Annotated in this window: 9 protein-coding genes and 1 tRNA gene; 8 read left to right on the forward strand and 2 right to left on the reverse strand. The window is 61.4% G+C overall.

All coding sequences use genetic code 11. The features are described 5' to 3' along the window. Nucleotides 1-117 precede the first annotated feature (117 nt). Nucleotides 118-191: transfer RNA gene (locus tag AC07VI_RS12340), tRNA-Cys, on the forward strand. A 132-nt stretch (nucleotides 192-323) separates the two neighbouring features. On the opposite strand, the gene AC07VI_RS12345 is transcribed toward AC07VI_RS12340, so the two are convergent. Next, a complete protein-coding gene (locus AC07VI_RS12345; RefSeq protein ID WP_086147954.1) occupies nucleotides 324-878 on the reverse strand; it encodes an inclusion body family protein in 555 nt (184 codons plus the stop codon). 456 nt (nucleotides 879-1334) lie between these two features. Between AC07VI_RS12345 and AC07VI_RS12350 the strand changes: the two genes are divergently transcribed. The 3 genes from AC07VI_RS12350 to AC07VI_RS12360 all read left to right on the forward strand — a co-directional run bounded on the left by AC07VI_RS12350 (nucleotide 1335) and on the right by AC07VI_RS12360 (nucleotide 3665). Continuing rightward, the gene (locus tag AC07VI_RS12350) at nucleotides 1335-2822 is read left to right on the forward strand and encodes a SulP family inorganic anion transporter (protein ID WP_086147953.1); all 1488 of its coding nucleotides are present in this window, start codon (nucleotides 1335-1337) and stop codon (nucleotides 2820-2822) included. A 69-nt stretch (nucleotides 2823-2891) separates the two neighbouring features. Continuing rightward, a complete protein-coding gene (locus AC07VI_RS12355) occupies nucleotides 2892-3344 on the forward strand; it encodes a hypothetical protein (RefSeq protein ID WP_139842626.1) in 453 nt (150 codons plus the stop codon). Nucleotides 3345-3365: 21 nt separating this feature from the next. Next, nucleotides 3366-3665: a toxin-antitoxin system YwqK family antitoxin gene (locus tag AC07VI_RS12360; protein ID WP_086147951.1), complete on the forward strand. Its 300-nt coding sequence runs from the start codon at nucleotides 3366-3368 to the stop codon at nucleotides 3663-3665. Nucleotides 3666-3739: 74 nt separating this feature from the next. Here AC07VI_RS12360 and AC07VI_RS12365 read toward each other — a convergent pair whose 3' ends face one another. Continuing rightward, the gene (locus AC07VI_RS12365) at nucleotides 3740-5449 is read right to left on the reverse strand and encodes a methyl-accepting chemotaxis protein (RefSeq protein WP_492994951.1); all 1710 of its coding nucleotides are present in this window, start codon (nucleotides 5447-5449) and stop codon (nucleotides 3740-3742) included. A 382-nt stretch (nucleotides 5450-5831) separates the two neighbouring features. Here AC07VI_RS12365 and AC07VI_RS12370 point away from each other — a divergent pair, with 382 nt between their 5' ends. The 4 genes from AC07VI_RS12370 to AC07VI_RS12385 all read left to right on the forward strand — a co-directional run bounded on the left by AC07VI_RS12370 (nucleotide 5832) and on the right by AC07VI_RS12385 (nucleotide 12977). After that, nucleotides 5832-7982: a TonB-dependent receptor gene (locus AC07VI_RS12370; RefSeq protein WP_099375807.1), complete on the forward strand. Its 2151-nt coding sequence runs from the start codon at nucleotides 5832-5834 to the stop codon at nucleotides 7980-7982. Between the two features lie 328 nt (nucleotides 7983-8310). Continuing rightward, a complete protein-coding gene (gene fdnG / locus AC07VI_RS12375) occupies nucleotides 8311-11382 on the forward strand; it encodes a formate dehydrogenase-N subunit alpha (RefSeq protein ID WP_086147948.1) in 3072 nt (1023 codons plus the stop codon). Between the two features lie 13 nt (nucleotides 11383-11395). Beyond that, on the forward strand, nucleotides 11396-12316 hold the full coding sequence (gene fdxH, locus AC07VI_RS12380; RefSeq protein ID WP_086147947.1) for a formate dehydrogenase subunit beta: 921 nt from the start codon (nucleotides 11396-11398) through the stop codon (nucleotides 12314-12316). Beyond that, complete coding sequence (locus AC07VI_RS12385; protein ID WP_086147946.1) at nucleotides 12306-12977, forward strand: formate dehydrogenase subunit gamma; 672 nt, start codon at nucleotides 12306-12308, stop codon at nucleotides 12975-12977. Before fdxH ends, AC07VI_RS12385 begins: the two co-directional genes overlap by 11 nt. Nucleotides 12978-13004 lie beyond the last annotated feature (27 nt).

Genomic DNA, 13004 nt, shown 5'->3' on the forward strand with positions numbered 1-13004 from the left:
CGGGAGTAGCTCAGTTGGTAGAGCGCAACCTTGCCAAGGTTGAGGTCGAGAGTTCGAGACTCTTCTCCCGCTCCAGTTTTCAAGGTGGGCCGCGAGGCGCATCCAAGCAGTTCCTCTGGCGAGGTAGCAAAGAGGTTATGCAGCGGCCTGCAAAGCCGTTTAGACGGGTTCGATTCCCGTCCTCGCCTCCAGATGCAGCGCAGTCATCAATGCGCAGATAAAAAAGCCCACTTCGGTGGGCTTTTTTTTCGCCTGTGGCGGCGTGAATGGCGTCGGCTGTCATTAAATAAATGGCTTTAATTTATTTAATTTCCGGGAAATGACTAACCGACAGTAATCTGTGGATCCCAATAAAAATAACCATACAGGCTTTGCGTCTGGCCGTCGTCATTCAGGCTATATACGGCAATATAAACGTAGAAATTTTCCGTGCCGGATTTGGATACCTGCGCCGTGAAATTGGAAAAATTGCGCGATTGCTGTATCGCCGGCAAGCCATTCGAGGAATCCGAATTCGGCATGGCCGCATTTCTGCGGGTAATGGTATTGGAGACAAAGTTATTGAAGACCTTGTCGCCATTCCAGTAATTGATGCCATAGACAATGACGGCCGAATCGGCGTTGTCATAGATGGAAGCGCCGGTGAAGGAGACATAGTCGCCCACGTTGGCCCTGAAACTCAGGTCGGCCGAGCCTTGTCCGCTGTTGATGCCGCGCGGGTCGGTGGCAATCATGTACTGGCTGGTATGCGCCAGTCCCACGGGCTTGGTCTGATCAGGGGCGGTCTGACGCGGATGCTGGGCCATGATCAGATCGGTGTCTATTACAACGAGAATGTTGATTGTAATATTGCTGGCATATAATTGCGCGTCGGTCATGATTCCTCCTGAGTTTTCCTACTCGTCTGGCTTTTCGGATACGCCCCGTTTTTTAATGTGGTAAACAGTCTCCACCACTGCTGTGTAGAATAATGGAGAAAATTGCATAGATACTCTCCAATTGAAACAACGGCATTATTTAAAATATTCCATTTAAATTATTCTTATTTTGCAAATATAGCTATTGGAAACATTCCGCGTCGGCCGGCGTCGGCCGCGGCTGCGTGCCGCCGGCCGGCCTGCCGCTGCTGACCGTTCTTGTATAATGCGGGCAGGCTCAACGGCCCCGCCTGGCGCGCGGATGGATCTTTCCTTTCCGCCAAGCCCATGTAGCCACTGACGATTTCCCCTCCGTTTGACCTGGTCCCGGCTTCCTGTGGCGTCCGTATGCATGGCTGTGCCTGATGATTCGCGCCCAGGCCCGCTTTTCCCTGTTCCGACTCTGGATTTGAATCAATGCTCAACACAACTTTTCGGGACGAGTGGTCCTCTGCGCCGCAAAAAAATGTCCTGGCGGGCCTCACCACCTCGTTCGCCCTGGTGCCCGAATGCATCGCCTTTGCCCTGGTGGCGCAGCTCAATCCCCTGATGGGCCTGTACGGCGCCTGCATCATCTGCGCGCTGACAGCCATCTTTGGCGGGCGTCCCGGCATGATTTCGGGCGCCGCCGGTTCCATGGCCGTCGTCATCGTGGCGCTGGTGGCCCGGCACGGCGTGCAGTATCTGCTGGCCACCGTGGTGCTCGGCGGCATCCTGATGGCGCTGTTCGGCATCTTGCGTCTGGGCAAGCTGATCCGCATGGTGCCGCATCCGGTGATGCTGGGCTTCGTGAATGGCCTGGCCATCATCATCGCCATGGCCCAGCTGGAACATTTTCGCCAGCTCACGCCGCAAGGGGAAACCTGGCTGCAAGGCACGGCCTTGCTCGTGATGGGCGCGCTGGTGCTTCTCACCATGGCCATCGTCTACGTGTTGCCGCGCATCACGCGCGCCGTGCCGCCCGCCTTGGTGGCCATCCTTGGCGTCGGCGTGCTCAGCTACAGCTTGCACTTGCCCACGCGCACCCTGGGCGACCTCGCGCATATCGCCGGCGGCCTGCCGGTCCTGCACTGGCCTGCGGTGCCGCTGGACATGGCTACCTTGCACATCATCTTGCCGTATGCGGCCCTGATGGCCATGGTGGGCTTGCTGGAAACCTTGCTCACATTTAATCTCACAAATGAGATTACCGAAACGCGGGGCCAGCCCAACCGTGAATGCATCGCCCTCGGCGCCGCGAATGTCGTCTCGGGCCTGTTTGGCGGCATGGGCGGCTGCGCCATGATCGGGCAGACCATGATCAACCTGAGCTCGGGCGGGCGCTCGCGCCTGTCGGGCGTGACGGCCGGCGTGATGATCTTGCTGTTCATCCTGTTCCTGTCACCCTTGATCGAGCGCATCCCGCTGGCCGCCCTGGTCGGCGTGATGTTTGTCGTAGCGCAACAGACGTTTGCCTGGGGTTCCTTGCGCGTGCTGGGCAAGGTGCCGCGCCACGATGCGCTGGTGATCGTTGCCGTGACGGTGATCACCGTGTTCACGGACCTGGCGACGGCTGTGCTGTGCGGCATCGTCATTGCCGCTTTGAATTTTGCCTGGCAACATGCGCGCGAGATGCGGACCGACACCGATGACAGCACGCCGGGCGTGCGCGTGTACGTGCCGCACGGCACCCTGTTCTTTGCCTCGGTCGCGCATTTCCAGCAGCTGTTCCAGCCGGCCACGGACCCGGCGCGCGTCGTCCTCGACTGCCGCCACCTGCACCTGGCCGACCATTCGGCCATTGCGGCCATCGAGGCTTTGTATGAGCGTTATGACAAGGCGGGCAAGCAGGTGCGGGTGATGCACTTGTCCGGCCGCAGCCAGGCCTTGCTGCAGCGTGCAGGCGTGGATGCGAGCGTGGCGTAAAATGCTGGCCAGGTAGTCCCGCGCATGGTGCGCGACATCGGCGGGATTTTTGAATGGGATGGAGTATTGATGCTGTCGTACGAACAAGAACAATTATTGCAGCAAAGCCAGACGGCTTTTGATGTCTATTATGACGCGCTGGGCGCGTCGCTGGTGCATTTCGTCGAGCGCCTGGGCATCCAGCCCGCGCACGAAGTGCTGACCAACGCGGCCGAGTACTTGCCGTATATCGATGCGGCCATGCGCACCATCGTCATCCGCGACGAGAGCTGGCAGTGGGTGAAGACCATGCTCGGCTACTTTATCGGCGAATACTTTGTGCAAGGTCATGCGGGCTGCTGGTACGTGGAAACGCGGGCCGAATCGCCGCATTTCTGCCGCATCATGGTGGGCGGCTTCGAGCATGGCTTGCCGATGGATGCCGCCGTCGATCCGGAGGCGCTGGCGCTGGCATTCCTGGGACAATCCGTGCCGCGCGAACTGGCGAAACTGATTGACGATACGCAAGCCAGACTGGCTTGATGCAGACATGAGAGGTGGAAAATGGAAGTGGAGTTGAACCTGGCTGAAATCCTGTATGACACGGGCGAGTTGCGTTTCCGTTACACGCGGCTACTGTCCGCGGACGGCACGCGCTGGATACGCCATGGCCTGTTTTGCGAATACCATCGCAACGGCACGGTCATTTCGGAGGGGCATTACGTGCAGGGACGTGAAAACGGCCTGTGGCGCGACTTTTATGAAACGGGTGCGCCGGCCGCCGAAGGGCACTATGTGGATGGCGCCGAAACGGGCGACTGGCGCTATTGGGATGCCTCGGGGAAGCAGATGGCGCGGGCCTGAGCGCGGATGAATGCCGGACCCGGCCGTCTACCGGCAGCGCGTGGCATTGACTGCCACGCGCTGATCGTGACACTTTAAAACTCTTCCCAATCGCCTTCGGCAGGCGCCGTTGCCTTGCTGCTGGCGCGCGTCGCGGGCAGGCGCAGGGCGGGGGGCTTGCGTGCAGGAGCGGCCGGGGCTGCCGGAGCCGCCGCGGCATTGCGCTGCACCTCCTTCATGCTGAAACGGTCGGTCGCCGCCGCATTGGCGTCCAGGCGGAACACGCTGACCACCTGCGCCAGTTCGCTCGCCTGTTCCTGCATGGCTTCGGCCGCGGCCGACGCTTCTTCCACCAGGGCCGCATTTTGCTGGGTCACCTGGTCCATTTCGGAAATGGCCTGGTTGACTTGCTCGATGCCGGCGCTCTGCTCTTCGCTGGCATTGCTGATCTCGCTCATGATGGACGTGACGAAGGCGATGCTTTGCACGATTTCTTCCATCGTCTTGCCGGCCTTGTCGACCAGGTCCGTGCCCACGTCGACTTTTTGCACGGAGTCGTCGATCAGGCCCTTGATTTCTTTCGCCGCCGCCGCCGAGCGCTGCGCCAGGTTGCGCACCTCGGTTGCCACGACGGCAAAGCCGCGGCCCTGTTCGCCGGCGCGCGCCGCTTCCACGGCCGCGTTCAGGGCCAGGATGTTGGTCTGGAAGGCAATGCCGTCGATGACAGAGATAATATCGACGATTTTCTTCGACGAGGTATTGATCTCGCCCATGGTGGCGACCACTTCGGCCACCACGGCGCCGCCGCGGCTGGCGATGCCGGCTGCGTCGCCGGCCAGTTTATTGGCCTGACGGGCATTGTCGGCGTTCTGCTTCACGGTCGAGGTCAGTTCTTCCATCGACGAGGCGGTTTCTTCCAGCGAGCTGGCTTGCTGTTCCGTGCGCGACGACAGGTCCTGGTTGCCGGCGGCGATTTCCGCGGACGCCGTGGCGATGGTGTCGGTGCCGCTGCGCACCTGGCCGACGATGCCGACGAGGCTGTCGTTCATGGTTTTCAGGGCGTGCATCAGCTGGCCCGTTTCATCGCGGCCCCGCACCGTGATGGTGCTGCTCAGGTCGCCAGCTGCCACGGTTTCCGCCACTTTCACGGCGTCGCGGATGGGGCCGGTGATCGAGCGCGTGATCCACCAGGCGAAGCCGATGCCCATCAGCACGGCCAGCACGCCCATGGTGATCAGGAAGATGCGGGTGCTGCTGTAAGCCTCGATGATGCTGGCGCCGACGCCGTCGGCCGCCTTGATCTGCATGCCGGCAAAGCGCTTCACCTCGGCCAGGTAGGCCACGGTGATCGGCGCGACTTCCTTCTCGAACACGATCTTGGCGCCCGCCACGTCGCCGTCGGCCTTCATCTTGAAGGCGCGCGCGCGCGTCGTCACGTAGTCGGTGCGCACCTTGCGCACGACCTTGAATTGCTCGATCACGGCCGGGTTGAGCAAGGATGCGACGATGTCGTCCTGCAGCTTGCTGGAACGGTCCGCATCGACTTTCAGGTCTTCCTCGATCTTGGCGCGCACGACAGGATCGGTGATTTCAAACGAGGCGACGCCGCGCACGCTATTGAGTTCAATGATCTTCGACCATTCGGCCACCATGCGCTGGTTCTTGATGCTGGTATTGATGAGGCGGTAGGTCAGATCGCTGGCCGTTTGCATGCGCACGAGGGCGGTAACGGTCAAGGCGGCAAGCAACAACAATACGACAGCAAAGCCGACGCCAAGTCGGCTGCCGATGTTCAGGTTTTTCATGTAATTCCTAACAGTTTAATAGTCATGATCGCCGCCGCCAGCAGGGGCGGACAGGCGCCGCAAGGCGCAGGGGATCGGGGTCTTCGGGTGCCGCGTGCATGCATTGCGGCGCGCCGCGCTGTGCGTGGCGTTAGAGGTAAAGCAAGGGGTGGGGCGGCCTGGGATGCCGCTCACCAGCAAACCGCAAGTATAGCATTGACGCGAGGAAATAGTTTTCCAAGGCAATTTTAATTACTTCTTGATATTAATTTCCTGTTGCTTTTTTACATCAAGTCCCTAGTCTATAAGTACTATCACTTACATTTCGCCTTACTTTTCGCCGTGCCGGCTGATAAAATACTAATGATAATCATTCGTATTAAAACACTGACCAGGGAATTGTATGCAGCAACGTCGCAAGCCAGGATTCACACCGATCAGCATCGCCGTACTGGGCGCCTTGACCTTGGGCGCCACCCCACTGGCAGCGTGGGCGCAGGAAAGCCTGCCCGCCGTCACCGTGACGGCGGCCAAGGACAGCAATGGCTATGTCGCCGCCACCTCCGCCAGCGGCACCAAGACGGAAATGGCCCTGCGCGACGTGCCGCAGACGATCAACGTGGTGCCGGCCGCCGTCATCCGCGATCAGCACGCCGTGTCGATCCAGGACATCATGAAGAACATCCCCGGCGTGGGCCTGTCCACGGGCGACGGCCAGCGCGACCAGGTGTTCATCCGCGGCTTCACGGCCATCGGCGACCAGTTCGTCGACGGCTTCCGCGATGACGCCCTGTATTTCCGCGACCTGTCGAACGTCGAGCGCCTGGAGGTGATCAAGGGACCGGCCGCCGTGCTGTACGGCCGCGGTTCCTCGGGCGGCCTGGTGAACCGCATCACCAAAAAGCCCGGCATCGATATCACGGACGTGGCCCTGAGCCTGAGCAACACGGCAGGGCGCCGCGGCGAGGTCGACGTGGGCAGAGTCGGCGAGACGGTGGACTGGCGCGTCACGGGCGCGCGCGAATTGTCCGACAGCTACCGCGACCAGCAATTCATCAACCGCACGGCGATCGCGCCTTCCGTGGCCATCCGCCTCTCAAACGCGACGAAGCTGCTGCTGCAGGGCGACTACCTGGAAGACCGCCGCCTGACGGACTTCGGCATCCCGTCCTGGCACGGCCGTCCCGTTGCCGTCGATGCGCGCACCTATTATGGCGCCGCGAATGCCCGCGATGCGGATTTCAGCCAGTCGCGCGTGGTCTCCACGGCCGCCACCCTGACGCACAAGTTCAGCGATAGTTTGTCGCTGCGCAATGCCTTCCGTTATTACGACTACCACCTGGACCGCAACAACACGAACATTTCCGGCAACGTCAACGAGGTCACAGGCACGATGAACCTCGGTCACGCCAAGCTCAACCGTGACGAGAGCGGCTGGTTCAACCAGACGGAACTGACGCAAAAGCTGCTCACGGGCAGCCTGCGCCACGAAGTGCTGTACGGCGCCGAGTTCGGCAAGCAGAACAAGGATGCCAGCAACTGGGCCTCGACCGTCGTGGCGACGAATGTATCGATTTTCAATCCCGTCCTGCCGCAGGTCAACCGCAGCAAGCTGGGCGCGCGCAGCGATACCTTCGGCACCTATGACACGGCTGCCGCCTACGTGCAGGACGCCATCAGCTTCAGTGACGAGTGGAAGGCGCTGGCAGGCTTGCGCTACGACCGCTACAAGCAGCAGTCGCGCCTGGCCAATGCGCTTGGCGTGACGACGGCGGACCTGTCGCGCACGGATTCGGCCTACAGCCCCCGCGCCGGTCTCGTCTGGCAACCGGGCGCGGCGCAATCGTACTACGCGTCGTGGAGCCGTTCGTTCCAGCCCAGCGGCGAGAACTTCGCCCTGGCCGCGAATAATGCCGACCTGGCGCCGGAAACCACGCGCAACACGGAAGTGGGCGCCAAGTACGATCTGTGGGGCGGCCGCGCCAACGCCACCGTGTCGCTGTTCCGCCTGGAGCGCGACAACATCAAGATCACCGATCCGATCACCAACCGCATCGTGCCCGTCGGCACGCAGCGCACGGACGGCCTGGAGCTGACCTTCAACGCGGACTTGCACGACGGCTGGAAAATGATGGCCGGCTATGCGTATCTGGACGCCACCATCACCGATTCCATCGCCAAGGATACGAGCGTGAATGCGCCGGGCACGACGAAGCCTGGCTCCGTCGACGTCAAGGGCAAGCGCGCGACCTTGACCGCGCGCAATACGGCCAACCTGTGGCTGACGAAAGACCTGGGCCACGGCTTGACGGTGGGCGGCGGTGCGAATGCCGTCGGCAGCCGTTTCGCGAACCCGGGCAACACGGTGGTGCTGCCGGGCTACGTGACGGCCGACGCCATGGCCGCGTACCGCTCGGGCCGCTATGAGGTGCAGCTGAACATCAACAATATCGGCGACACGCGCTACATCGTTTCCGGCCACGGATCCAGTCCGAACCTGAGCTTGCCGGGCGCACCGCGCAACGTGGCGCTGACTTTGCGCTACAGCATGTAATTTTTGCCGTGCCCCGACCAAACCCGCTCGCGAGCGGGTTTTTTCATGCCCGCCGCGCCGCGCCGGCCGGCGGCTTTGCCGGCGCTGCGCGGCTGGCGCTGGCGGCGCAAACGGGCCGTGGCTGCGGGCCCGTCCATTTAGAGGAAGTATTCGGTATGGATAAATTAATGTTGACTGCGGGTAATTTTTTCCGGCGGACTCGGCCTTGAATGGCTTTGAGGGGTAAAATACGCCTCATATGGCACAGGCATGGTGCTTATATCTTATTGATATGACACCGTCATGACGTTGTATGACTTTTATTTACTCACATCATAGAGGCCTGATTATGGTTCAGATGTCCAGGCGCCAGTTCCTTCGGGTTACTGGCGCGACCATTGCTGGTTCCAGCCTCGCCCTGCTCGGTTTTGCACCGGGCCAGGCGCTGGCGGAAGTGCGGCAATACAAGCTGTCTCGCACGACCGAGACGCGCAATACCTGTCCTTACTGTTCGGTAGGATGCGGCGTGCTGCTGTATGGACTGGGCGATGGCGCGAAAAACGCCGTCTCCAGCATCATCCACGTGGAAGGCGATGCCGATCACCCGGTCAACCGCGGCACCCTGTGCCCGAAAGGCGCCAGCCTGGTTGACTTCATCCACAGTCCGAACCGCCTGAAAGTGCCCGAATACCGCGCACCGGGCGGCACGGAATGGCAGCCGATCTCCTGGGATGTGGCGCTCGACAAGATCGCGCGCCTGATGAAGGATGACCGCGACGCCAACCTGATCGAAAAGAATGCGGACGGCAAGACCGTCAACCGCTGGCTCTCCACCGGCATGCTTGCCGCGTCCGCCGGCAGCAACGAGGTGGGGTATCTGACCCACAAGACAGTGCGCAGCATGGGGATGCTGACCTTTGATAATCAGGCGCGTGTATGACACGGACCGACGGTGGCAGGTCTTGCCCCGACGTTTGGCCGTGGCGCGATGACGAATCATTGGGTCGATATCAAGAATGCCGACGTGATCCTGGTCATGGGCGGCAATGCAGCAGAAGCACATCCTTGCGGATTCAAATGGGTAACGGAAGCGAAGGCGCATAACAAGGCCAAGCTGATCGTTGTCGATCCGCGTTTTACCCGTACCGCATCCGTGGCAGATTACTACTGCGCCACGCGTACCGGCACGGACATCGTCTTCCTCGGCGCGATCATCAATTATCTGCTGACGAACGACAAGATCCAGCATGAGTACGTGCGCAACTACACGGACATGCCCTTCATCGTGCGCGAAGACTATGCGTTCGAGGACGGCCTGTTCTCGGGGTTCGACAAGGAAAAAGGCAAGTACACCAACAAGGCCACCTGGGATTACGAGATCGGCGACGATGGCTACGCCAAGGTCGACCCGACCCTGGAACACCCGCGCTGCGTCTACCAGATGATGAAGAAGCACTACGCGCGCTACACGACCGAAATGGTCGAGCGCACGTGCGGCGTGTCGGCCGACAAGTTCCACAAGGTAGCCGAAGCCCTGGCTTCGACGGCCGTGCCGGGACGCGCCGGCACCATCCTGTACGCGCTGGGCTGGACGCACCACTCGACGGGCGCGCAAACCATCCGCACGGGCGCCATGGTGCAGTTGCTTTTGGGTAACATGGGTATCGCGGGCGGCGGCATGAACGCCTTGCGCGGCCACTCGAACATCCAGGGCTTGACCGACCTGGGCCTGATGTCGAACCTGTTGCCAGGTTACATGACACTGCCCAATGAAGCGGAGCAGGATTTCGATGGCTATATCGCCGCGCGCGCCACCAAGCCGCTGCGGCCGAACCAGCTCAGCTACTGGAGCAATTACCGCAAGTTCCACGTCAGTTTCATGAAGACGTGGTGGGGTGATTTCGCCACGGCCGAGAACAATTACGCCTTCGACTACCTGCCGAAACTCGACAAGCCGTATGACCTGATGCAAGCCATCGAGTTGATGCACCAGGGCAAGATGACCGGTTATATCTGCCAGGGCTTCAACGTCATCGCTTCCGCGCCGAACAAGCAGAAGGTCACGGAAGCGCTGTCGAAGCTGAAGTTCCTCGTCATCATGGACCCGCTGGCCGTGGAAACGGGCGAATTCTGGAAGCCGCACGGCAAGTACCATGAAGTCGATCCCGCCAAGATCATGACGGAGGTGTTCCGCCTGCCGACGAGCTGCTTCGCCGAAGAGCGCGGTTCGCTGGTGAGCTCGTCGCGCGTGCTGCAGTGGCACTGGCAGGCGGCCGAACCGCCGGGCCAGGCGCGCAGCGACCTGGAGATCATGTCGGGCCTGTTCTTGCGCATGCGCAGCATGTACAAGAAAGAGGGCGGCAAGTTCCCCGATCCTATCGTCAACCTGACGTGGAATTATGCGCAGCCGCATAACCCGCAGCCGGAAGAAATCGCCCGCGAATTCAACGGCAAGGCGCTGGCCGACTTGTACGATCCGAAAGATCCGACCAAGCTGCTGGTGAAAAAGGGCGAGCAGCTGGCGTCGTTCGCGCAATTGCGCGACGACGGCACCACGTCCAGCGGTTGCTGGATCTTCGCCGGCAGCTGGACGCAGGCGGGCAACCAGATGGGACGGCGCGACAACAGCGACCCGACCGGCATCGGCCAGACCCTGGGCTGGGCCTGGGCGTGGCCGGCCAACCGCCGCGTGCTGTACAACCGCGCCTCGTGCGACCTGAAGGGCAAGGCTTTCGACCCGACCCGTAAATTGATCGAGTGGAATGGCACCAACTGGAGCGGGGCCGATATTCCCGACTTCAAGGCCGACGAACCGCCGGAAAACGGCATGGGGCCGTTCATCATGCTGGGCGAGGGCGTGGCGCGCTTCTTTGCGCGCGGGGCCATGGCCGAAGGGCCGTTCCCCGAGCATTACGAGCCGTTCGAAAATCCGCTCGGCTATAACCCCATGCACCCGAAGAACCCGCAGGCGACCAGCAATCCGGCCGCGCGCGTGTTTGCCGATGATCGCAAGCAATTCGGCACGCATGAGGAATACCCGCACGTGGCCACCAGCTACCGCCTGACCGAGCATTTCCATTACTGGACCAAGCATGCGCACCTGAATGCCATCATCCAGCCGCAGCAATTCGTCGAAATCGGCGAAGAGCTGGCCAAGAGCATCGGCGTCGTTGCCGGCGGAGAAGTGCGCGTCAGCTCCAAGCGCGGCCACATCATCGCCAAGGCCGTCGTCACCAAGCGCATCAAGGCCTTGATGATCGAGGGCAAGGCCGTGCACACGGTGGGCCTGCCGCTGCACTGGGGCTTTACGGGCGTGGCCAAGCCGGGGTATCTGATTAATACCCTGACGCCGGGCGTGGGGGATGCGAATTCGCAAACGCCGGAATTCAAGTCCTTCCTCGTGAAGGTGGAAAAAGCATGATGGGAGATCAATAATGGCACTGCAATCCTTAGATATCCGGCGCCTGTCGGCTACCACGGTGACGCCGCCGCAGGCGCGCAGCCCGGTGACGGGCACCGTGGCCAAGCTGATCGATGTGTCGAAATGCATCGGCTGCAAGGCTTGCCAGACGGCGTGCATGGAATGGAACGACTTGCGGGACGAGGTCGGCGAAAACCATGGCACCTATGACAACCCGACGGACCTGACGCCGCAATCGTGGACGGTGATGCGTTTTGCCGAACACGAAAGCAACGACGGCAACCTCGAGTGGCTGATCCGCAAGGATGGCTGCATGCACTGCGAGGACCCGGGCTGTTTGAAAGCCTGTCCGGCGCCGGGCGCCATCGTGCAGTACACGAACGGCATCGTGGATTTCCACCAGGAAAACTGCATCGGCTGCGGCTACTGCGTGGCCGGCTGTCCTTTCGACGTGCCCCGCATCTCGAAAAAGGACGACCGCGCCTACAAGTGCACGCTCTGTTCGGACCGCGTCGCCGTGGGCCAGGAACCGGCCTGCGTGAAGACGTGCCCGACGGGCGCCATCGTCTTCGGCACCAAGGAAGACATGAAGGTGCATGCGGAAGAGCGCATCGTCGACCTGAAGTCGCGCGGCTTTGAAAACGCGGGCCTGTACGATCCGGCCGGGGTGGGCGGCACGCACGTGATGTACGTGCTGCACCATGCCGACAAGCCGCGCCTGTACTCGAACCTGCCGGAGCGCCCGCGCATCAGTCCGATGGTGGGCTTCTGGAAGGGCTGGGCCAAGCCGCTGGCCGTCGCCGGCATGGCGGCCACGGCGCTGGCGGGCCTGTTCCACTACACGCGTGTCGGTCCGAACGAAGTGAGCAAGGACGAAGAGCACGAGGCGCTGGAAGAGGCCAAGCGCATCCGGGAGGAACAGCATGAAGCATAGTGAACTGCACGATGGCAAGCTGCGCGACAAGGACGGCAATCCCTTGATCGAGCGCTACAACCCCAATGAGCGCACGAATCACTGGGTCACGGCCATCACCTTCGTCATGCTGGCCCTGTCCGGCCTGGCCATGTTCCATCCGTCGATGGCGTGGCTGGCGAACCTGTTCGGCGGCGGGCAATGGACGCGCATTTTGCATCCGTTTGCCGGCCTGGTGATGTTCGTCTCGTTCGCGATCCTGGTGCTGCGCTTCTGGCACCACAACAAGTTCGAGGATGGCGACAGGCAATGGCTCAAGCAAATGGACGACGTGCTGCACAACCGCGAGGACAAGCTTCCGAAGATCGGCAAATATAATGCCGGCCAGAAGATCCTGTTCTTCGTGTTGCTGGTCAGCATGATTGGCCTGCTGCTGTCGGGCATCGTGATCTGGCGCGCGTACTTCGCGTTCTATTTCCCCATCGACGTGGTGCGCTTTGCCGCCTTGCTGCATGCGGGTTGTGCTTTTGCCATCATCTGCGCCATCATCGTGCACATCTACGCGGCCCTGTGGGTCAAGGGCTCGATCGGCGCCATGGTGCGCGGCACCGTCACCTATGGCTGGGCGCGCAAGCACCATCCGAAGTGGTTTGAGGCGGTGGTACGCAACAGCAAGGATTAAGCGGCCGTAAGCGATACCCTGCTGCAA

Source organism: Janthinobacterium sp. GW821-FHT03A03 (assembly GCF_059421435.1).

Coding starts and splice junctions, on each gene's coding strand:
- AC07VI_RS12345 (WP_086147954.1), bottom strand. CDS start 878: ATGACCGACGCGCAATTATATGCCAGCAATATTACAATCAACATTCTC.
- AC07VI_RS12350 (WP_086147953.1), top strand. CDS start 1,335: ATGCTCAACACAACTTTTCGGGACGAGTGGTCCTCTGCGCCGCAAAAA.
- AC07VI_RS12355 (WP_139842626.1), top strand. CDS start 2,892: ATGCTGTCGTACGAACAAGAACAATTATTGCAGCAAAGCCAGACGGCT.
- AC07VI_RS12360 (WP_086147951.1), top strand. CDS start 3,366: ATGGAAGTGGAGTTGAACCTGGCTGAAATCCTGTATGACACGGGCGAG.
- AC07VI_RS12365 (WP_492994951.1), bottom strand. CDS start 5,449: ATGAAAAACCTGAACATCGGCAGCCGACTTGGCGTCGGCTTTGCTGTC.
- AC07VI_RS12370 (WP_099375807.1), top strand. CDS start 5,832: ATGCAGCAACGTCGCAAGCCAGGATTCACACCGATCAGCATCGCCGTA.
- fdxH (WP_086147947.1), top strand. CDS start 11,396: ATGGCACTGCAATCCTTAGATATCCGGCGCCTGTCGGCTACCACGGTG.
- AC07VI_RS12385 (WP_086147946.1), top strand. CDS start 12,306: ATGAAGCATAGTGAACTGCACGATGGCAAGCTGCGCGACAAGGACGGC.